Raw genomic sequence first — 21,655 nt, 5'->3', positions numbered from 1 at the left:
CCCGCACTCGAAACCTCCCGCGCACTACCTCCGGAACGGACCACCGATGACCTTCTTCCGTATCTCCCCCAACGTCGCCGATGCCTTCCCCGACACCCTCATCGCCGTTGTCACCGCCACCGGCCTGCGCGGCCACGAGTCATGGCCGGCCACTACCGCCGCGCTGGAGGAGCTGGAGATCCAGCTCGCGGACGGCGCCTGGGCCCCGGCCGACGAGAACGACCCGCGCATCGAGGCGTGGCATGCCGTCTACCGCGACTTCGGCACCAACCCCCGCCGCATCCGGCCCAGCGTCGACGCCCTGGGCCGCCGCCTGGCGAAGAAGGGCGCCCTGCCCCGGATCAACCCGGCCGTCGACTCCTACAACGCAGTCTCCGTCCGCCACGGCCTGCCCGCCGGCGCCTTCGACCTCGACCACGTCACCGGTGACGTCGAGATCCGCCACGCCGACGGCAGCGAGACCTTCACCCCGCTCGGCGAACCCGGCACCGTCGAGAACCCCAAGCCCGGCGAGGTCGTCTACACCGACACCACCGACGTGCTCACCCGGCACTGGAACCACCGCGACGCCCACCGCACCCGCGTCACCGAGGACTCCACCCACGTCGCCTTCGTCCTAGAGACCGTCGCCGCCACCCGCGACGGTCATCTGCTCAAGACCGCGGCCGGCGATCTGCGGACCCTCCTGCAGCCGCACTGCGACACGAGCACCGTCCACTACCTCAGCCCGGCACACCCCGACACCACCGTCTGACCGCCCGTCTGTCCGCACAGCGGCATGCCGGCGGGGCCACGGTCCGCCGCCGCTGAAGGTCCGCCCCTTGGAGGCCCGCCTTGTTCACCGGTCTGAGCGCCTTCCCGCTCACTCCCATCCCCGGCAACGGCAGCGTCGACGAGAAGGCGTACGCCGCGCTGGTCCACAGGCTCGCCGCCGCCGGCGTCGACTCCATCGGCGCCCTGGGCTCCACCGGCTCCTACTCCTACCTCACCCGCGAGGAACGCGCCCGCGTCGCCCGCCTCGCGGTCGAGCACGCCGACGGCGTGCCGGTCATCGTCGGCATCGGGGCCCTGCGCACCCGCCAGGTCCTCCAGGCCGCCGAGGACGCGCAGGACGCCGGGGCCTCCGGCGTCCTGCTGGCGCCGGTGTCCTACCAGCCGCTGACCGACGAGGACGTCTTCGGCCTGTTCGAGGAAGTCACCGCGAACCTGTCGGTCCCGCTGGTGATCTACGACAACCCCCGCACCACTCACTTCACCTTCACCGACGAGCTGTACACCCGCCTGGCCTGCCTGCCGCAGGTCGCCTCCATCAAGATCCCCGCCCTCCCCGCCGATCCAGCAGACGCCCGTGCCCGTGTCGAGCACCTGCGTCGGTTCCTGCCCGAGACGGTGACCGTGGGCATCAGCGGAGACGCCGCCGCGGCCCGGGGGCTGAACGCGGGATGCGACGCCTGGTACTCGGTGATCGGCGGCACCTTCCCAGCAGCGGCCCTCGCCCTCACCCGCGCGGCACAGGCCGGCCGGCACGAGCAGGCCGAACAGGAGTCGAAGCGGCTGCAACCCCTGTGGGACCTGTTCGTCCAGCACGGAGGCTCCCTGCGCGTCGTCGCAGCGGCCGCAGCCCAACTGGGCCTGACCGCCCACCGTAACCTCCCGCTGCCGCTGCGCGGCCTGGACGCCAAGGAACGCGACCACCTCGCCACGGTGATCGAGCAGCTCCAGCTCCGCACCTGAAACCCCGCTACCGCCCTCCCCGCAGACGGGAGGGCGGCGGCGCCCCGGACCTCCTTCCTCCCCCCATTTCCCGCAGGAGAACGCGCGGCCATCCGTGGCGGCCAGGGCGGTGCCCAGGACTGCGAGGCCAGCGACCCGCAGCCGATGCCGTCGACATCTGGTGGATCGCGGTGACCGAGTAGCGGTCGTGTGGAGCGGAGTGTGGTCATCTACGAGGGCCTGCCGCGAGGGCGAGTACGGCGATGACGATCTTTCCGTTCTCGGTCTCCTCGACCGACCAGGCACTGGCGAGACTGTCCACGATGAACAGGCCGCGCCCACTTGCAGCCACCGTCCCCTCGTCAACAGACGAGTTCGAAGGCCGGACGGGGACGGCGGTGATGTCCGCCCCGCGGTCGGCGACGCCCAATGCCGCACCGAACTCGTAGGCCTCAACCCTGATGAGGACCGCACCGCTGCTGTGCTGGATGGCGTTGGCGATGAGTTCGCTGGCCACCAGCATGGCGTCGAAGAGCTGGTCCTCCGCCTTGCCGTCCAGGACGTCGGCCAGGACGGTACGGGCGGCGTGGTGCGGAGCCTCGAGTCCGTCGAGCACCACATCACGCTGGATCAGCAGGTCTCCGAGGGCCCGGTCATGCACCAGTTCAGCAGTTGTCGTGGGCATCGTCGTCTCCTCGCATCGGGAGGGGATCGCTACACGGGGGCTCTGTCCGTGACCGCGGTGTCGTCGTCGAAGGTCATCTCCGGTGCGGGCCGGCGGAAGCCCTTGGTCAGGACGGCCAGGTAGACGACACCGATCGCCAGCCAGACGCCACCGATCTGGAGTGCGACGTGATCAAGCCTCGTGAGCAGGTAGAGGGAAACGACGACGCCGATGGCCGGCATCACCAGATACGAGAAGAGGTTGTGGGTGTGGCCGCGCCTGCGCTCCCGGACCAGGTGGGCGATCACGCAGACGTTGACCAGGGCGAATCCGAGGAAAGCACCGAAGTTGATGAACGAGGTGGCCGTGGTCAGGTCGAGCTTCATGGCGATGACACCAGCGACCGCGGTCAGCAACAGGTTCAAGACGGGCGTGCCGGTCTTCCCCGACAGTTTGCCGAAGATCGGCTTGGGCAGTGCGCCGTCACGTCCCATGACGTACATGAGGCGGGCGGCGGAGGCCTGCAGGGCGATACAGGAGGCGATGGATCCGGCGATGGTGACGAAGTTGATCATCTCGGCGTACGTCTGGCCGCCGACCTGGACCTTCAGGTGGTAGGCGGCCGCGTCGACGTCGACGAACGTCGCGCCGGGGTGAACCAGCTGCATCACGAAGGACAGCACGATGAAAATCGCTCCGGCTGCGATGACACAGCCGATGATGCCGCGGCCGATCGTCCTCGCCCCGCCCCTGGCCTCCTCGCCCAGTGTGGAGACGGCGTCGAAGCCGAGGAAGGAGTACGCGGCGATAGCAGCGGCCGCAGTGACCGCGCCGATCGAAGTGCCGGAGTTCCACAGAGCATCCGTGGCGGGGGCGGACGAGCCCTGTTTGCCAAGGAAGACGACACACAGAGTGGCGAAGAGGACCAGCGACCCCAGAGCAATGAACATCAGGACCTTGTTGACGCGGTCCGCGAGCTTCATGCCGAAGACGTTGATGGCGGTGGTGATGCCCACCGAGACGATCAGCCAGACCCACTTGGGTATGTCAGGGAACTGGGCGTTGAAGTAGATCGCCGTGATCAGCCAGCCGACCATCGGGATGAAGAAGTAGTCGAGCAGCATCGCCCAGCCGGACAGGAAACCGATGCGGCTGTCGAGCATCTTACGGGCGTAGGTGTAGACCGATCCCGCGCCGGGCACGGCGCGTGCCATCTTCGCGTAACTGAGCCCTGTGAGCAGCATCGCGAGGGTGGCGACGGCGAACGCCGTCGGGGCCACGCCGCCACTGGTGGCGGCGACCACGCCGAACATGGTGACGACGATGCCAGGGGAGATGTACGCCAGGCCGAACAGGACGACGGAGAAGAGGCTCAGGTCGCCCTTCAGTCTCATGCTGTTTCCGGTGGTCTCGCTGTTCATCGTGGGGGCTCCTCGGTGGCGGGGGCGGCATTCCAGGTGGCGGGGTCGATGCGGCCCCCGTACAGCGGGAGTTCGAGCGCGGGGTCGCCGGGGCGGAACTGGTCCCAGATCCGGTTGAGGCCGGCGGTGCCGTAGCGGCGGACGTTGCTGACCTCGTCGAGGTCGATGACGTCGGTGAGTGTGGAGTCGCCGGCATCGACGGTTTCGGCGCGTACCGTGCCCTGGGGATCGATGACGAGGCTGCGGCCGATCCCGGAGGGGGCAGCGGAATTGACGCTGGCGACGAAGACCTGATTGGCGATGGCGTTGGCGCGGTTGAGGACGACTTCTTGTGCGCGGTCGCTCGTCGGCGTACGGACCACGTTGACGATCAGCTCGGCGCCCATCCAGGCCAGGTGGCGGGAGATCTCCGGGAACCAGGTGTCGTAGCAGATGGACAGTCCGATGCGGCCGACCCCGGCGAGGTCGACGACCTCGAACCGATTGCCGGGTGCGGTCGTCTCGTACGGGCGCCACGGGCAGATCTTGCGGTACGCGGCGAGGCGCTCACCCTGTGGCGAATAGACCGGTGTCGTGTTGTGCACGCGGTCGCCGGTGCCTCGCTCGTAGACGCTGCCGGGTACCAACCAGATGCCCAGATCCCCCGCCAGCTCGGCGAAGACCGCATCGCGTTTGCCGTCGAGCGGCTCGGCCGCCTGCACCGGGTCCGCCGGGACGCCGGGGGCGCTCTCGCCGAGGTGCAGTTCGGGGTAGACGACGAGGGCGCCAGGTGCGCGCAGTTTCACGCGCCGCTCCACGTCGGCGGTAAAGCCTGCGAGGTCGTCGGCCGGGCGACCGGGCGCCTGGGCGAGGATCAGGGGCAGGGGGCGGGCCATGCGGGAACACCAGCCAATCGAAGGATGCATTTTACCCGGAGAAGTCGACGGAGATTCGGTCTCCGATAACCAAGAGTTCCGGTGAAATAAGAATGCGACCCATCAGCCATAGCCTCAAATACTTGGAAGGGTTGATTACCATGCCTTCGAGGCATGGCGGCGTCACGCCTCCCCCGTCTCCCGAGGGACTGACGGCAGTCGGCCAGCTCCCCCTTCCCTGGTCCGCGACCCGGCCGCCCGCGCGGACACCACCGAGGCCCAGTGGATGCACTGACCACCGGATGCGCCATGCGGATCAATGCGGCGGCGCCGCCACCATCACCGGCATGCTCACCCGTTTCCGGCCGCCTGAGATTCGGGGGCGCCCGCCTCAAAATACCGACGAGTAACTCATAGATTGCAGGGTGTAATCGGTAACGATCTCAGCGCAGGCCTTGCGTCGCGGCTCGTAACCTCTAGCCTCCGTGCATGCCATTTCTCTCAAGTCGCCGCAGACGGGCGCGTATTGCCCTGGAACTCGACGACGCTGCTCTCGGCCGGCTGCTGAAGTCCCTCCAAGCGACGCCGAATACGGGCGCGATCGGGACGACAGACCTGTACATGGCCCAGATATCCCGTCTCCTGAACCAGAGCCGGGCCGACTGGGACCGCCGCACCCATCAGCTCTCCGTGCTGGCGTACCGCCTGTCCGAATCGCACGGGCCCCGCGCCTGGGCCTCTCGTGAGCCGCGCAACGCGACCGCGCTCGTCCTCTCCGCTTGGGCGCAGCTCGAACGCGGACACTCCCGGGGACGCCTGGAGGACGCGGCCGGCATCGCCGACGGCTGCCTACGCGCCGCCGAACTAGCGCCGGAGGACCCCACTCCCTGGGTGGTCATGCTGGGGCTCTCGCGGCTGGAGCGCCGCAGTCAGCCGGAGGTGTTCGGCCTGTGGAACGAGGTGCTGGCCCGCGACCGCTGGAACCGCGAGGCGTATCTGAGCATGCTGCGCTATCTGGGGCCGGAGGAGATGGGATCACGCAGCCAGGTACTGGACTTCGTCGACGCGATCCGCGCCCGTATACCCACGAACGCGCCCTGCGCGGCCACCGAGCTCACCGCCCAGGTTCTGCAGTACCACTCCGTCCTCGCCCGGGGCGGAGTCGAGGCGCTGATGGCACGCAACCACTGGTCCCGCGCATCGGCCGCTCAGGCCCTCGACCGTGCGGCTCACACCTGGGCCCAGCCCGGGTTCTTCCACCACGCGGCAACCCTCGCCGACCTGAACCTGCTGGCCTACGCACTGATGGCCGCCGAGCGGCGCGGCGAGGCCCGCCCGGTCTTCGAGGCGATCAACAGTATCGTCACGGCCTGGCCCTGGAGCGTCGGAGGCGACCCGGTGTCCGAGTTCGAGAAGGCACGGAGCAGGAGCGGGGTCGGCGTATGAGTTGCGGGGACCCCCACTCCTCGGCGAGGCGGTCCGGACAGCTTTTGACAGCGGAGCAACGTGTGATGTTCACGAGTTCCGGCTCTGGCCCAACTTCCGTGAACCTCCGCCGGCCCGATGCGGGGCCACTTCGGAGCATGCCGTTGAACCGCCGGTTCCGCACGACCGCCGATCTCTCGAACGCCACGGCACCCCCACGTCGCTACAGACCCCTCCCGCACAGCACGACAACGGCCCGAACCCCCCTCGGACACGGGAGCCCCTACGCATCTGAACGCGGCGTTCGCCCCACACCCACCGAGCGTCACGGAACGTTACGGCCAAGAAACTGCGGGGCGGGGCCGGCCAGCCCCGCGGCAGCCAGCCTCAGCACCCCATCACGGGGGGCACCTCCACACAGGCGAGCGTCCGCCCAGCAGCCTGAAACCGAACGTGACGGCCCATCAGGGAACGAGCCGTTCGTGCGTCAAACGTGCGTCACGTGCGTCAGATATGCGTCAAGATATCGCCCGTAACGCACGTAACGCACATAATGAACACCCGGCAAAGTCGCAGGTCAGCGACCCTTTTCGGCAGGCTCAGGGATCGCCACGCACTCGACGTGGTGGGTCATCGGGAGCAGGTGCGAATCGGGGGGTTAGGGAGTAAAGCAGCAGTTCAAAGGCCATATGGATCGCCATTCGCAGCCCCTCGTGAGGGTCCGTGCGTCAAACGAGCGTCACCAGTCCTGGTGTCGGCCCCGGCCGCCCCGGGTCTCGGCACGTCGCGTGTCTCACCGACCGCACGTCCTACTCAAGGTCTGCCAGTAACGAGTCCAGAACAGCCTCCTCCTCTATACGCACACCGTGCTCAGCGAGGGCAGTCGCCAGATCCGGATCCCAAGGCGACAGGGCCGCCATCCCGGCCAGCGGCGGGGGAGCGGGGCTGGCAGCGGCTACCGCCGCACGGTATTCGTCGGCTGTGTAGCGCCATGGCTGCCACGGCACGTGCTGGTGCAGCGTCGTGGCAATGCGCAGGCCGCCCCAGTCGAAGTCGCCGTGGTAGCGGAGTGCGGCACCGAGCTCGTGGAGGTGTGCCAGGAGGGCCAGGGCAGCAGCCGACGGCTGGCCCTGGAGGCAGACCAGCGGGAGGGCGTCCGGGCCGTAGGTGTCAGCCGCGGCCGACAGGACGGCGGGATTCTCACAGATGTGGACCACCGGCGGCGTGGTCGGGGGCGGACGGTGGGCGAGCTGGCGAAGGGTGAGTACGCACGGCTCCCCCACATCGGCCATCCAGTCCAGAGCGGGGGTCCCCCGGAGGTTGAGGGTGAGGACCGTGGAGGAGACGTCGTCACGGAGCAGGCCGGCGGAGGCCCAGGCGGCCCGTCGCCAGGCAGCGCCCGCCCCGTCCGGATGTCCGGTGAGGGCACGGATGCCGGAGAGGCAGAGCGTCGCCGGGGGTGTCCCGTCGTCCAGTGCGTGGGCGCTGCCCAGGATGTCCGCGGCGAACACGGACAGGGAGCGCGGCGGCTCGGCGGGCAGTTCCCGCAGGACACGGGCCGCCTGATCGAGCAGCGGTCGGGCGACCTCGGGCGTACGGGCGAGACGCCGCACAAGGCCGTCTTCGCGCACCCGGCCGGCCCATTCCGCGAGGGACGGAACCTCTCCGGCGAGCGCGGTGAGGGGAGCGTAGGCCTCCGCCCAGGCCTGGTCCTCGGTCCGGCGGACCTCTTCGAGAGGGACGACGGGCCCGGTGAGCGTCGCCACGGCCGCCCTCAGGCCCTCGGGGCTGATACCCGATCTGACCAGTACGGCGTCCACGGCGTCGAGCCGGACCGTCAGCGCCCTGCCGCCACCCGGGGACCGGCCCAGCAGCCGCTCGGCCGCGGCCCGTTGGGCTGGGGTCGGCGCGGCCAGGGAGACGGGTCCGGTGAGGGACTGCCCGCGCTCCAGCCGGCGGCGTACGCGCGCCAGCAGCCAGGCCAGATCGGGCCCGCCGAGGAGGCGGCGCAGGCGGGCTTCGTCGATCGGAGTCCTGTTCACGTCCACAGGGGCTCCGGGTCCGGCGTGCGCACCGGGTCCTCGTGACGGGTACGAGCCGTGCCGTCCCATTCCCAGCGGGTGACCAGAACGGCGGCCACCTCGTCGACGCGGGACAGCTGGGCGATGGCGATGCCCGGTACCTGCGGATAGCAGGCCCATTCCCGTTCGCTGGTCATGACCACATCCAGGTCGAAGGCGTGCAGGAGGCCGAGGCACTTGGCGCGCGAGTCGTCGTCGACGCCGGCGAACGCCTCGTCCAGGGTGACGAGTCGTGGTGCGTACGGGCTGGCCGCGCTCGCGTAGTGCGAGGAGGCCGCGGCGAACAGGGGTACGGAGACCGCCAGGACGCGTTCGCCTCCAGAGGCAGGACCGGTGGCGGGTACCCAGCGACCGTGTTGCTGCCGCTCGACGGCGAACTCGTGCCAGGAGCGGTAGTCGAGCGCCGCCGTGAGGTGTTCCAGCCAGCTGCCGGCCGCGTCCTCGGTCTGCTGGCGGGCGATCTGCGTCTGCAGGAACTCCCCGACCGCGGCCCGGTCCTCGGGCGTCCAGGCGTCGGCGGTCTGGAGCAGTCGGCCACGGGCCTGGGCAAGGCCGGCGGGTGCCTTGCGGGAGGCCCGCCACACCAGGCGCAGGGTCATGCCGGTTGAGGTCGGACGGTCCTCCAGCTCGGCGTTCATGGCGAGGACTTGCCGTTCGGCGGTGGCGATCAGTTCCTGAAGGGTGCCCGCGACCTCGGTGATGAGGTGGGTTTCGAGGATTTCGCGTTCGTTCGCGGAGAGGATGCGGGTGAGTTCGCCGACCTCGACCGCCAGTGCCTCGGCGAGTTCGGGTACGGCGCGCTCGCGGCCCTGGTAGACGATGTCGACGACCATCCCGTCCTCGACCATCCGGGCCGAGGCAGTATGGCCGTGCCGGGACAGCGCGTCCTGCAGGGTTTTGAGCTCTTCGCTCAGACGCCGCTGTACGCGCTCCCAAGCACCGTCCGAGTCGTCCGTCGTCGACAGTTCCGCTTCGAGGGAACGGGCGAGGGCGATGGCCGGGGTGGCCGCCCACGGGCCGTCGGCGGCGGCCGGTACGGCGAGTTCGGGAAGTGCGACCGTGATCAGCCCGGTGGCGGTGAAGCGCTGGAGCGCGGCGATGGCCTCGGAGCGCGCGGAGGCAGCCTCGGTGACGGCCTTCTCCAGCTGTACGATCCCGCCTTCGGCCCGGTTGGCCCGCCGGTCCGCCTCCGTGCGACGGTCCTGGGACGACCGCCGATCGGCAGCGCAGCCGCGCAGGGCCTCCGCGGTCTCCGCCAGCCGCCGTTCCAGCTCGGCCACGGCCGCGCCCACGGTCGAGCGCAGCGTGGCGAGCCGCTCGTCCGCGGCTGCCGCCTCGCGGGCGGCCTCCTCTGCACGCAGAGCGAGTTCGGCGGTACGCTCCCCTGCCCGGCCGGCTTCCTCACGCTCCTCCTGCGCCTGCCGTGCCGCTTCGGTCCGCTCTCGCAGGGCGGGCCAGAGTGCGGCCAGGACGGCCGCGAGTTCGACGAGGGCCTGCCGTACGACGGCCAGCGCCGGCCGGTCCGGGGGCAGCCCCAGATCGGCGGCGGCCTCCTGGAGCTCGGCGCTCGCCAGCTCCGACCGCTCGGCTGCGGCCAGCGCGTCTGCGGCCCGTCCCTCACGACGGGACCTGGCCCGGCACGCGGTGTCGGCGGCGGCCGCCGCGCGGGCGTGCGCCCGGGTCAGCGGCCCGTCGTCGGGCACCGCGGCCAGTTCGGCGTCGAGCGTACGGCGCCGGGTCCCCAGAGCCTGCGCGTGCACGGCCTCGGATGCCGCCTCCCCCTGGAGAAGGGAGAGTTCGGCACGCAGGGTGGTGATACGGCTGCGCCGCGCGGCTTCACGGGCGCCCTCGCCAATGTACTCGGCCGCAGGTTTCGCCCAGCGGCCGATGAGGACGCCTACGCGGTAGCGTCCGTCAGGAGCAGCCCACGTGCCCGCTGTCGGCTCGGTGCCCCCTTGCCCGGCGCCCGCCTCCGCGTTCCCGGCAACCTCGCCCAGGCCGATCGCCGAGAGGAGTCGGCCCACGGTCTCCTCACCCACTCGGGCCGCCTGGGCATCTCCGTGGTCAACGGCCGGGCACAGCACGTCGGCGAGCGATGGCCCGTCGACCGGACCCGTCCGCGCGTCGAGGAGTACGTCGTGACCGTCCGCCGCCAGGGCCGCGCCGTCGGGGCGCACCCACGCGTCCAGCAGCCCGGCCGCCTCCAGGGCTGCCTCCAGGCCCGCGCGCTCCCGGTCCGCGACCTCGTCCCGGAAGTCGACCAGCCGCCACAGCGGGGCGCCGGGCGCCTGATCGCGCAGACCGGGGTTCCGGGTGTACGGGGCCAGCGGTCCACGGCGGCCGCCGGCCTCCAGCTCGGCGAGCTCCTGCTCCGCGTCTCGGGCACGGGCCGCCAGGGATGCCCTGCGCTGCGCTGATTGCGCCGTCTGGTCGGCGAGTACCGCTGCCGTGGCACTGTGTGCGTCCGATCCGTGCCGGCGTGCCGGGTAGGGCCCGCCCTGGTGCCGGGTCCACTCCTGGAGCTCGTCCAGCAGTCCGACCGGGTCGGCGTACGCGAGCTCCTCGCACCGGCCCGCGTGCTCGCGTACGGCCTCCACCAGGGCCCGGCCCGCGGCCGTCACCGTCTCGTCGGCCGCGCCCTGTTCCTCGGCGGCGTGCGCCAGGTCGGTTTCCGTCTCGTCGAGTCGCAGTGCGGCGGCCCGGCGCTCGGCCGCGGCCGCCTCGGCCTGGTCCGCGAGCTCCTCGACGTGCGCGAGGGCGCGGTGTCGGCGGTCGGTCGCCTCGGTCACAGCGGCGCGCAGTTCGGCCGCTGTCAGCCCCTCGTCCCCGGGCAGGTCCAGCCGGGCCGCCTCGGCGGTCTCCCGCGCGAGGCGAAGCGTGTCGTCGACCTGGTGCCCGGCGGCCTGAAGCCGGTTCTCCGCCGCCGTGAGGCGACCGAGCGCCCGTGTGTGCAGCAGCGCGGCCTCCTCCCGGTCGGCGCGCGCGCGTGCGCTGTCCTGCCCGCACCGCTCCAACGCCTTGGCAGCCCGCTCCAGTTCATGAGCGCTGCGCATCTCCGGGCCCTCACGCAGAGCCGCGTCGACGGCCTCCAGTCGGGCCTGCGTCTCGGTGAGTGCGGCGATCCGCTCATCGGCCGCCGCCCGCTCCTCCTCGGCCGCGGCCTTCTCGGCCTGTGCCTCGGCGAGGTCGCGCAGCAGGTGCTCGTACTTCGAGTGCTCGCTGCGCGGGAGGCGTGCGCGGCGGCGGGAGGCGATGCGTGCGTAGCGGCGGTAGTGGTCGAGGAACGCGGACGCCGCGCGCTCGGCCGCGCCGGCGGCCCGTAGCTCCTCCTTCTCCTCGTCCAGGGAGCGGAAGGCCTCGGCCACATCGGCGATGACGGCCTGGTCCATGGGCGGGAGCGCTTCGGTGAGGGCGCGGGAGAGGGCGGCTTCGTTGGGGCGTTTGGACAGTTGGGGCTGGCGCAGCTGGATGAGCAGGTCCACCAGGGCGCCGTAGCGCTGCTCCCCAAGCCCGAAGAGCGCCTCGTCCACAGCCCGGCGATAGGTCTTGGCCTGGTCGTAGACCATTCCGTGTCCCGCGACCGCCTCGATGAGCCGATCCCGGGACAACACCGTGCCGGTGGCGTCGAGGAGGCTGAGCGACCTCTCTGACCTCGCCCCGGCCGGTGCGTGGTCGATCCGCTGGGCGGTCACCGCCCACCAGTGCCGGGCGATGCCACGCCCGCTGACGGCCTTGAGCCCGCAGAGGAGCGTACGGAACTGCTCCTCGCCGCTCACCTCGTCGCGGCGGCCGAACTCCACCCAGGTGTAGCCGAGCCGTTCGGAGTGGGGGTGCTCTCCGCCGAGCAGCAGATTCCACTCCATCCTCTTTCCGGCGTCGCCGTCGGGCTCCACCCGGCGTGCGCTGAGGTCCCCGTCGAGGAGGAAGGGCAGGGTCAGGGCGAGCACTTTCGACTTGCCGGTGCCGTTGTTCCCCCGGAGCAGCAGCCGCCCGTCGCGGAAGTGGAACTCCTCCACGTCGTAATGGAAAAGATCGACGAGACCGATCCGCAGGGGCTGCCAGCGGGCGCGCGCGGGGACCGGGAGTACGGCACGGGGGGTCAACGCTGGTGGGCCTTTCGCTGTGCGGGCACCTGAGCGGTGCCGACTGTGCGGGGTTCGAGTACGACGGTCTCGCCGACCGCGTACCGGGCGAGCGCCGGGCGCGGCACCACCCCGTCAGGAGTACGGGAGACCAGGCCGAGGGCGGCGAGCCGGCTGACGGCCTGCTCCACGAGCTCCCCCTCGGCTCCCGGCTCGCGGGCCGACTTGGCCCAGAAGCCTCCGTGTTCGGCGGCCAGTGCGGCAACGCGGCGCTCAAGGTCTGCCGTGGAGACGACCGGACCTTCGGCCCTCGTGAGGTACTCGGCGAGCAGCAGGGTGACGTGACCGTGGGTGCCGGATTCCGGCATGCGGACGTCGGTGAGGTCGTCGTCGGGGTCGACCATGGCGATGCCTTCGGCCCTGACCTCGGCCACCAGGCCCGTCAGTTCGGTGATGCGTGCGGTGAGGAAACCGCGCTGCCGGGTGAGGTAGCCCAGCTCGGCGTCGGTCAGTTCGTCGTAGTAGAGCACGGGGTCGTCCAGCAGTCGGCGGGTCAGCGAGCGGCGCATCGCGCGGAAGCGGAGCTCGTCACTGTCGAGGGCCGTTTCGGCGGTGAGCCCGACGAGCCGCTCGTCCAGGGTCGCGGCCCGGATGGTGGACGGGCCGCGTCGGGTCGCGAGCAGCCCGGCGAGCACCCGCCGTTCGACGTCGTACAGGACGTCTCCGGCGCCGCTGACGTACGCCTCTTCGTCGCCGGCGACGCGCCGCAGTACTCCGAGGCCGATCAGGAGGCGTACCACCGCGGCGAGGTCGAGGCGCTCATCGCGGCGGTCCAGGGTGAACTGGATGCCCGTCGCGGCCAGCTGCGGATCAGCGGCGTCGAGGACGACCTGGTCGGCGAGGCGGCCGAGCGCGATCTGCGCCTCACCGCGTTCGAGGGCGGCGAGGGCGAGGCAGAGCAGGACGTACCGGCGGCGGGTGAAGGGAGCGGCGCTGCGCGTGGCCTCGCGAGCGGGGTGGGTGGCGTCGGCGAGGTGGGCCGGGATCTTGCCCAGCCGGGCGGTCTCGGCGTCGACCTGGAGGGACCAGCCGGTGTTGCGGTCGAACCACTCGCGCAGGTCGGAGGCGTGCCGCCGGACGAGACGGAACTCGTCGGCGTACGCGCCGCCGGCGAGCAGCAGAGGCTGCTTCAGCAGAGCGCGGGCGGCCCTGCGCAGTTCCGCGGCATGCTGCCCGTCCAGCACTTCGGCGAGCGGAGTACTCACAGTCCGTCGTCTCCTTCCGCCAGATCGATGATCTCGATGGTGTGGTCAGGGCCGCGGAAGATGCCGCCCGGTGTGCGGACCTCGGCCACGGATCCATCGGCCAGGGCGGTGAGTCGGATCTCCATGGACCCGTCGTTGCTGGTGGCCACCGTGTGCGTCATACCGGGCCGCCAGGTGGCCAGGGCATCCCCGAGGAGCTGGAGGAAGAGCCGGAAGCTGACGGGGTCGAGCTCCCCGAGCCCGGACAGCCGGGTGATGCCGTCGGTGACGAGCCGGGCTCGCGCGGCCGCGATCTCCGCGGCCTGCTTGACGGCCACCTCGGCGAGCCTGCGGCGCGCTTCCTGGCGGTCCTCCACCTTGCGGGGCTTGCCGCGCCGCTCGTAGCTGCCGGTGCGGCGCAGCTGCGGGCTGATGCGCAGCGGCTCGGCGTCGGCCCATGGGGTGGACGCGGGATCGGGACGGGCGGCGCGGGCGGCCAGCGTCTCGGCGTCCACCGTGAGGTGCCGCGCCGGGTACAGCCCGAAGGCGGTGCGCCACAGCCGGTGCCGGGACTCGTCGTCGGGGGCCTCGGCGAACCAGCGGGCGAGCGTACGGAAGTCGGCGGACCGGTCGGAACGCCCTGCCCGCCGCTCGTTCAGCGACCGTACGACGGCGAGCAGCTGGGGTACGGCCCCGAGCGCACGGCCGCGCAGCAGCCGGGCCTGCGATTCCCGGCCGTCCCGGCTGAGGAACCAGGCCGCCAGCCCGGCCCACCGTCCGGCCCACCGCTCGTACGCGGCCTCCTCGGCGTACGTGGACTCCTGCGGCGTGGCGTCGGCGGCCTCGCGGGCGGCGGCGGCCCGCAGCAGGAGGTCGATCCTCCCACCCCCCTCCAGCTCCAGGATCAGCCGGGCGATGCGGCCGCCGAGGGTGATCAGGTCCTGGATGAACCGCTCCAGGTACTGGATGAGCTGGTCCTTGTAGGCGAGGAAGACCTCCTCCCCCACGTCGTGGAGGTCGATGGTCCGCTGCAAGGACCCCATGAAGGCCCGCGCGTTGTCGGCGAGCGCCCCGAACCGACTGGCGAGCCCGTCCAGCGCGAGATGCGTCTTGGCCGGATCCGGTACCTCCTCGGCCGCCAGCACGAGGAGGGCGCGGAGCTGGGTGACGATGTCGTGCAGTGCGACGGCCTGGAGCGCACCCCGCCGCCCGAGCGCCTCGTCGTAGGCGGACAGGGCCTCCTCGGCCGCCTCGCCCTCCCGGGTGAGCTGGTAGATGTACCGCTTGCGGTAGAAGTCCTCGACGGCCGTGACCCGCCCGGTGTCCGGGTCGGCCCGCAGGTTCCCCCACTCGACCAGCTTGTCCAGGGCTCCGACGACCCCCTCCAACTCACCGGGCCGTACGGCGGCGGGCAGCCCGGCGTACACGTCCTCGGGCCGCAGGTGTACGGCGAACCGCTCCTTGGCCACGAGGAAGGCGCGCATCACCGAGCGGTAGAGCACCACGTTCGGGGCGGTGAGATGCGCGAAGGGCCCGTACCCGTCCGGAGGGCCCGCCGGACGGGAAGAAGTCATGTCCATCGCCTGCCATCCTCGCGGACCGTTCTCCGTGATCGGCAGGGACTTAAGTACTTGACCGATTCGCACCGCTCTTGATCGCGCCTGCCCTGCACTCGCGGCGTCCGCAACCCCGGGCGCTGCCCGCTTCGTCGCAGGTGCCCCGGATGTCAAGGCCCACCGTTAGGATCTCCCGAGAGCTTTGTCTACCGCCGGATGGCCGAGCCAATCAGCTCTTCAGCACGCAGCGACGAAGCGGGGGCCGCACATGCGGGAAGGCCGGTGGACCACGGTCACCGAGTCCGAGTACGAGCACGAGCACCGCGGCCTGGAAGCCATCCGCGAGAAGCTGCCGGACTCCGATCCGTGGCGGGCCTGGTCGAACTTCACCTTCACCGCGAACACCGGGCACGTCCGCGAGATCGATCTCCTCGTCATCGCCCCCGGCGGCGTCTGCATGATCGAGCTGAAGAACTGGCACGGCTCCGTGACCAGCGAGAACGGCACCTGGGTCCAGACCGCGCCCAACGGTCGTCGCGTCCTGCACGGCAACCCGCTGCACCTCGTCAACAAGAAGGCCAAGGAGCTCGCCGGGCTGCTCGGCCAGAACGGCAAGCGCGTCTGGGTCGCCGAAGCCGTCTGCTTCACCGACGGCGGCCTGCGCGTACGGCTCCCCGCTCACGACGAGAACGGCGTCTACACCGTCGACGAGCTGATCGCGATGCTGCACCAACCGCCGCACGACGAGCGCCGACGTATCACCGCCGTCGACTCCCGCGAGATCAAGGCCGCCCTGGAGCGGGTCGGTGTCCGCCCCAGCGATGCCAAGTACAAGGTCGGCCCGTACGAGCTGAAGCGGAAGGCCTTCGACTCCGGCGAGACCTGGGCCGACTACCTGGCCGAGCACACCGAGCTGCCCGAGGTCGCCCGCGTCCGCATCTACCTGCGCGAGCGCGGTTCGGACACCTCGATCCGGCAGTCCGTGGAGAACGCCGCCCGGCGCGAGGCCGCGGTCCTACGCCGCTTCCGCCACCCCGGCGTCGTCCAGCTCAAGCAGTACGACCCGTCCGGGCACTCCTCCGGCCCCGCCCTGATCTTCGACTACCACCCGCACACCCTGCGTCTGGACGAGTACCTCCTCCAGTACGGCGAGAAGCTCGACATCCTCGGCCGCATGGCCCTCGTCCGGCAGCTCGCCGAGACGATGCGCTCCGCGCACTCGAGCCGCATCCACCACCGGGCGCTGGCCGCCCGCTCCGTCCACGTGCTGCCACGCAACCGGGGCCGCGAGGGTCAGGCCGTCGGCGAGGACGCGGCCTGGCTCTCCCCGCACCTGCAGATCTCCGACTGGCAGATCGCCACCCAGCGCAGCGGCACGGGCGGCTCCGGGGGAGGGATGACCCGGTTCGCCCCGACCGCGCTGTCCGCGATGCACCTGGCGGAGGGCTCCGACCCGTATCTCGCGCCCGAGCTGACCGCCCTGAACGCCGACCCGGTCTACCTCGACGTCTACGGCCTCGGCGTCCTCACCTATCTCCTCGTGACGGGCAAGGCACCGGCCGCGAGCCAGGCGGAGCTGCTCACGCGCCTCGAAGCCGGCGAGGGCCTGCGTCCCAGCTCGCTGGTGGACGGCCTCTCCGAGGACATCGACGACCTGGTCCAGGCGGCCACCGCCTACCGGCCCGGCCAGCGCCTCTCCAGCATCGACGAGTTCCTCGAGATGCTGGAACTGGTCGAGGACTCCCTCACGACCCCCGCCGCGCCCCCGGTACCGGAAGCCCCCGAGAAGGACCCGCTCGAAGCCGTGGCCGGCGACGTACTGGGCGGCCGCTGGCAGGTCCGACGCCGCCTGGGCACCGGCTCGACCAGCCGCGCCTACCTCGTGTACGACCAGGACCACGTGGCGCGCAAGACGCGCCCGCTCGCCGTCCTCAAGGTGGCGCTCTCCGACAGCCGGGGCGAGATCCTCGCCCACGAGGCCGCGGTCATGGGGCGCCTGCGCGCCGACTCCCGCGTCATCCGGCTCGTGGAGCCGGAACCGCTGAAGATCGCCGACCGCACGGTCCTCGTCCTGGAGTACGTGGGCGACGAGCGGGAGGAGACCGGCGAGGGCGAGGAATCCGGAACCCCCCGTACCCGCCGCCGCGAGGAGACGGTCGCCCGCCAGCTGCGCGAGAGCGGCCGGCTCCAGATCGACCAGCTGGAGGCGTACGGCGACTACCTCTTCGGCGCCGTGGACTTCCTGGAGGGCGAGAGCGTCTGGCACCGCGACATCAAGCCGGACAACATCGCCATCCGCATCCGCCCGAACCGCACCCGCGAGCTCGTCCTCATCGACTTCTCCCTGGCCGGATACCCGGCGAAGGACTACGAGGCCGGCACCGAGGGCTACCTCGACCCGTTCATCGGGACGCTGACCCGGACCGCCTACGACTCGCACGCCGAGCGGTACGCGGTCGCGGTCACCCTGCACCAGATGGCCTCGGGCGAGCTGCCCAAGTGGGGCGACGGCTCGGTACTGCCCCGGATGACCGACCCGAAGAAGCACCCGCACCCCACCATCGCGAAGGACGCCTTCGAACCCGGGGTGCGCGACGGCCTGGTCGCCTTCTTCGAAAAGGCCCTGCACCGGGACGCCGCCCAGCGCTTCCCCGAACTGAAGCCGATGAGGGACGCCTGGAAGAAGATCTTCCTGGACGCCACGCAGACCGTCCCGTCCAGCCACCGCTCCCGCCACCCGGAGCCCTCCGAGACTCCGTCCCTCGACGCCGGCCAGGCCACCATCGCGGACGCCGAGCCGCTCACCGCGGAGCAGCAGCGCGAGCAGCTGGCGGCGGAGGTCACCCGCGACACCCACCTGTCGGCCGCCGGCCTCACCCCTGCCGCCGAGGCGTTCCTGTACGGGCTGGGCGTCACGACGGTCGGGGAGCTCCTCGACTACAGCCGCCGCAAGCTCCTCAACGCACCCGGTCTGGGTGCGAAGACCCGCAGCGAGGTCCAGCGTCGCCAGCGCGAGTGGGGCGACCGGCTCCGCGAGACCCCGATCTCGCCGCTCACCCCGAGGGGCCGGGCCGAGGCCAAGGAGGAACTGGCCCAGCTGTCCGCCACCGAGTCGGCGCTGCTCGGCACCCTGGCCGGTGGGGACGCCGCCGGGGGCCTCACCGGCTCCGCGCTGCGCGCGGTCAGCCTGGACACGCTGGCCACGATCTTCGTACCGGAGCTCAACAACAACCGCTCGAACCACAAGAAGGTCGAGACGGTACGCCTGCTCCTGCGTCTTCCCGACGCGCAGGGCGAGCTCCCCGACATCGGGGTCTGGCCCAAGCAGAAGGACGTCGCGGACGCGCTCGGCCTGTCGGCCGGCCGGATCCCGCAGCTCCTGAAGGAGGAGCGCAAGCGCTGGAAGAAGCACCCGGCGGTGCAGGCCCTCCGCGCCGAGATCATGGATCTCCTCTCCGACCTGGGCCGGGTCGCCTCCGCCGCCGAGATCGCCGACGCCCTCGCCGTGCGGCGCGGTACGCAGCTGTCCGAGCGCGAGCAGCGGCGCGCGCTGGCGCTGGCCGCCGTACGGGCCGTGGTGGAGGTGGAGCAACTGGAGCCGGAGGAAGCCGAGTTCCAGCACCAGCCCAACCGCAAGGCCACCGAGGAGGCCCTGGGCGCGGGCCTGCTCGCCCTCGACGTCCGCGAGGACGACGCCCCGGACACCCCGACGGCGCCGGGCCTGCTCGACTACGCGACCCGCCTGGGGAAGACGGCCGACCGCCTGGCCAAGCTCGAAACCCTGCCGACGGCGACCACCGTACTGACCGAGCTCGGCTCCCTCACCCCTCCGCCCGGCTCGGTGGAGTGGGACGAACGCCGCCTGGTGGAGCTGGCAGCCGCCGCTTCCCTCAACGCGGCGGCGACGCCCCGCCTGGAGATCTACCGGCGCGACCTGTCGCTGGTACGTGCCCTGCGGCTGACCCAGGCCGGGCTGGTCCGGCTCATCCCCGGCGTCCCCGAGGCCCGCCAGCCGGGCGTGACGGGCGAGGACGTCCACGAGCGCGTCCGGGCCCGCTTCCCCGAGCTGGTCCTGCCGGACGCCCGCGGCGGCTTCTCCCACGGCCTCCCGACGGCCGGCCCCCTGACCAAGGCCCTGCGGGACGCGGGCTTCGACCTCACGCTGTCCACGCGCGAGGACACCAAGACCCTGCGCTACCTCCCGACCCGGATGGACAGCGCGTCCAGCTACCTGACGACGGGTGCGTGGCGGCAGGCCACGGATGTGGGGGCGGTGACGCGGTACGCGGACGACCCGGCTCTGGCTGGGGCGGTTCGCGCGCAGGAACGCCTGGCCGCTTCGGCCCGCCGCGACGGCTACCGGGTCCTGACCGTGCACCACCACCGTCCGGAGGAAGCGGTACGGGCGCTGGGCGCGGCACCCATCGGCGCCCAGGCCGTATCGGTGACGGCACTCTTCCTGGAGGCGATGCACGCGCTGGCTCCGGAGGGGTCGAAGCCGACGTGGGAGACGCTACTGAAGGCGGACGTGGCGGAGGCGGGCTCGCGGGGCGCGGTGAAGTTCGCGGAGTACGCGCGGACGGCGTGGGGTGCGGTGGAGCCGCAGGTACGCAGCCTGCTGGACCGCGCCGCCGGCTCGGGCCCGGTCCTCCTGACGGAGGCCGCGGTCTTCGCCCGCTACGACGCGATGGGTGTCCTGGACCGCCTGGCGGAGGCGGCCCGGCAGGGCGGTCGCGGCCTGTGGTTGCTGGTACCGCAGGGCGACCCGTCCAGAGAGCCGAAGCTGAGCCAGGTAGCGGTGGCGTACCAGGCGGGCCTGGGTGAGTGGATCGAACTTCCGGACTCGTGGGTCAAGGACGCGAGTACGAGCAAGGCAGCAGTGACGGACGGAACCGAGGGAGAGACCAAGTGATCGACCGCAAGGCCCTGTTGAATGACCTGAAGCAGCAGGTCAAAGCGGTCGAGACGGACCTCGGCAAGCAGGTCAAGGCCGTCACCGAGGTGGGCACCCGCCTGCGCGCCGAATACGACCAGGCCCGCAAACTGGGCCGCACGGCGGCGACGTGGAACTCATGGCTGGATGAGCGGATCACCCAGGTCGCGGTGGCCTGGGTCCTGGGCACGGTCTTCGTCCGCTTCTGCGAGGACAACGAGCTCATCCCGGAGCCGTACCTGACGGCCCCGGACCCGGACCGCCGCGACCTGGCCCTGGCCCGGTACGAGGAGTACGTGGCGAAGGACGCGGACCCGACATTCCGCGGCTGGCTGGAGCGCGCGTTCGCGGACCTGGGGGCTGGCCAGGCGGGCCGGCTCCTGTTCGACCGCAAGCACAACCCGCTGTTCCAGATCCCGCTGTCGCACGACGGGGCGCGGGAACTGATCGCGTTCTGGCGCGAGCGGGATGAAGCGGGTGTGCTGGTCCACGACTTCACGGACAAACTGAACGAGGACGGCACGGAGGGCTGGGACACCCGCTTCCTGGGAGACCTGTACCAGGACCTGAGTGAGGCGGCCCGAAAGACGTACGCGCTGCTCCAGACCCCGGAGTTCGTGGAGGAGTTCATCCTTGACCGGACTATGGACCCGGCGGTTCGGGAGTTTGGTTATGAGGGCCTGAAGATGATCGACCCGACGTGCGGGTCGGGGCACTTCGTGCTGGGGGCGTTCCGGCGGCTGGTGCGGCTGTGGGGCGAGGGCCAGCCGGGCAAGGATGTGCACGAGCGGGTGCGGGCCGCGCTGGATTCGGTGCACGGGGTGGACCTGAACCCGTTCGCGGTGGCTGTTGCTCGGTTCCGGCTGCTGGTTGCGGCGATGGCTGCGAGCGGTGTGCGCACGATGACGGGGGCCGCGAAGTACGAGTGGCCGATTCACCTAGCAGTGGGCGACTCGCTGATCAAGCACCGGCACCAACAGGGCAACCTTTTCGAGGAAGCGGAAACTGAAGGCACGGACGAGCTGGCCGAGTTCAAGTACGACACCGAGGACGTGCACGAACACCCAGACATCCTCAGCCAGGGCCGCTATCACGTAGTAGTGGGCAATCCGCCCTACATCACGGTGAAAGACAAGAAGCTTAATGCGTTGTACCGGGAGCTGTACGACGCTTGCGCAGGGACATACGCACTGTCTGTCCCTTTCGCTCAACGATTTTTCGAACTGGCGAAATCCGGGAGTACGGAAAGCGGACGCGGCTACGGAACGGTCGGACAAATCACATCCAACTCGTTCATGAAGCGAGAGTTCGGAACCGCACTCATCGAATCCTACTTCGGACACACAGTAGAGCTAATGGAGGTCATCGACACATCTGGCGCATATATTCCCGGCCACGGAACGCCAACCATTATCCTAGTCGGCCGCAAACGCGGTGGGTCCAAACGATCCACAACGATCCGTACAGTGCGTAGCGTTCAAGGTGAGCCCACAGCACCAAAGAATGCCGCAGAGGGATTCGTCTGGAGAGCGATCGTCAACCAGATCGACCAACCGGGGTCGGTTAGCCTCGATCTTTCGTGACGGCCCGTCGGCTTCTTCGGCGGGCCGTTTCGGTTGTTCGGGTCGGTGGCGGGCACGCTGATGGCCCGGCTGTCGCGTCGGGTGGGCGCCGGGTTCCAC

11 protein-coding genes and 1 pseudogene are annotated in these 21,655 nt (G+C 70.9%); 5 read left to right on the top strand and 7 right to left on the bottom strand.

Annotated features, from left to right (window positions below; all coding sequences use genetic code 11):
- The first annotated feature begins 46 nt into the window (after positions 1-46).
- Both ACH4MY_RS23095 and ACH4MY_RS23090 read left to right on the top strand, forming a co-directional pair.
- Positions 47-754 (top strand): B3/4 domain-containing protein, encoded by a 708-nt coding sequence (locus ACH4MY_RS23095; protein ID WP_398005827.1) that lies wholly within the window; start codon positions 47-49, stop codon positions 752-754.
- A gap of 80 nt (positions 755-834) precedes the next feature.
- Positions 835-1,734 (top strand): dihydrodipicolinate synthase family protein, encoded by a 900-nt coding sequence (locus ACH4MY_RS23090; RefSeq protein ID WP_398005610.1) that lies wholly within the window; start codon positions 835-837, stop codon positions 1,732-1,734.
- A 205-nt stretch (positions 1,735-1,939) separates the two neighbouring features.
- Here the strand turns inward: ACH4MY_RS23090 and ACH4MY_RS23085 are convergent, their stop codons facing one another.
- From ACH4MY_RS23085 to ACH4MY_RS23075, 3 genes are read right to left on the bottom strand one after another with little or no spacing between them, the layout of a single operon-like run.
- Positions 1,940-2,398 (bottom strand): ATP-binding protein, encoded by a 459-nt coding sequence (locus tag ACH4MY_RS23085; RefSeq protein ID WP_398005609.1) that lies wholly within the window; start codon positions 2,396-2,398, stop codon positions 1,940-1,942.
- A gap of 29 nt (positions 2,399-2,427) precedes the next feature.
- Positions 2,428-3,798 (bottom strand): APC family permease, encoded by a 1,371-nt coding sequence (locus ACH4MY_RS23080; protein ID WP_398005608.1) that lies wholly within the window; start codon positions 3,796-3,798, stop codon positions 2,428-2,430.
- Positions 3,795-4,673, bottom strand: coding sequence for a carbon-nitrogen hydrolase family protein (locus tag ACH4MY_RS23075; RefSeq protein ID WP_398005607.1), 879 nt, complete (start codon positions 4,671-4,673; stop codon positions 3,795-3,797). Before ACH4MY_RS23075 ends, ACH4MY_RS23080 begins: the two co-directional genes overlap by 4 nt.
- A gap of 600 nt (positions 4,674-5,273) precedes the next feature.
- Here ACH4MY_RS23075 and ACH4MY_RS23070 point away from each other — a divergent pair.
- A complete protein-coding gene (locus ACH4MY_RS23070; protein ID WP_398005606.1) occupies positions 5,274-6,098 on the top strand; it encodes a hypothetical protein in 825 nt (274 codons plus the stop codon).
- A gap of 788 nt (positions 6,099-6,886) precedes the next feature.
- Here the strand turns inward: ACH4MY_RS23070 and ACH4MY_RS23065 are convergent.
- Genes ACH4MY_RS23065 through ACH4MY_RS23050 form a run of 4 tightly spaced genes read right to left on the bottom strand, consistent with a single transcriptional unit; the run spans position 6,887 to position 15,058 of the window.
- The gene (locus ACH4MY_RS23065) at positions 6,887-8,119 is read right to left on the bottom strand and encodes a TIGR02679 family protein (protein ID WP_398005605.1); all 1,233 of its coding nucleotides are present in this window, start codon (positions 8,117-8,119) and stop codon (positions 6,887-6,889) included.
- Positions 8,116-12,261 (bottom strand): TIGR02680 family protein, encoded by a 4,146-nt coding sequence (locus ACH4MY_RS23060; protein WP_398005604.1) that lies wholly within the window; start codon positions 12,259-12,261, stop codon positions 8,116-8,118. The genes ACH4MY_RS23065 and ACH4MY_RS23060 overlap by 4 nt, the downstream gene beginning before the upstream one ends.
- Positions 12,258-13,505 carry a TIGR02678 family protein gene (locus tag ACH4MY_RS23055; RefSeq protein WP_398005603.1) on the bottom strand — a complete coding sequence of 416 codons (1,248 nt, stop codon included), beginning with the start codon at positions 13,503-13,505 and terminating at the stop codon, positions 12,258-12,260. Before ACH4MY_RS23055 ends, ACH4MY_RS23060 begins: the two co-directional genes overlap by 4 nt.
- On the bottom strand, positions 13,502-15,058 hold the full coding sequence (locus ACH4MY_RS23050) for a TIGR02677 family protein (RefSeq protein ID WP_398005602.1): 1,557 nt from the start codon (positions 15,056-15,058) through the stop codon (positions 13,502-13,504). The genes ACH4MY_RS23055 and ACH4MY_RS23050 overlap by 4 nt, the downstream gene beginning before the upstream one ends.
- A 250-nt stretch (positions 15,059-15,308) precedes the next feature.
- Between ACH4MY_RS23050 and pglW the strand changes: the two genes are divergently transcribed.
- Both pglW and pglX read left to right on the top strand, forming a co-directional pair.
- Positions 15,309-19,952: a BREX system serine/threonine kinase PglW gene (gene pglW, locus ACH4MY_RS23045; RefSeq protein ID WP_398005601.1), complete on the top strand. Its 4,644-nt coding sequence runs from the start codon at positions 15,309-15,311 to the stop codon at positions 19,950-19,952.
- Positions 19,949-21,541: pseudogene (gene pglX / locus ACH4MY_RS23040) on the top strand (BREX-2 system adenine-specific DNA-methyltransferase PglX); the annotation flags it as partial. The gene pglW and the pseudogene pglX, both read left to right, overlap by 4 nt.
- Between the last annotated feature and the right edge of the window lie 114 nt (positions 21,542-21,655).

Source organism: Streptomyces sp. NPDC017246, from assembly GCF_044331325.1.
In the GTDB taxonomy this organism is placed as follows: Bacteria; Actinomycetota; Actinomycetes; order Streptomycetales; family Streptomycetaceae; genus Streptomyces.
The sequence above is the reverse complement of the archived record's forward strand: the minus strand, read 5'-3'. Positions and strand labels throughout refer to the sequence as shown.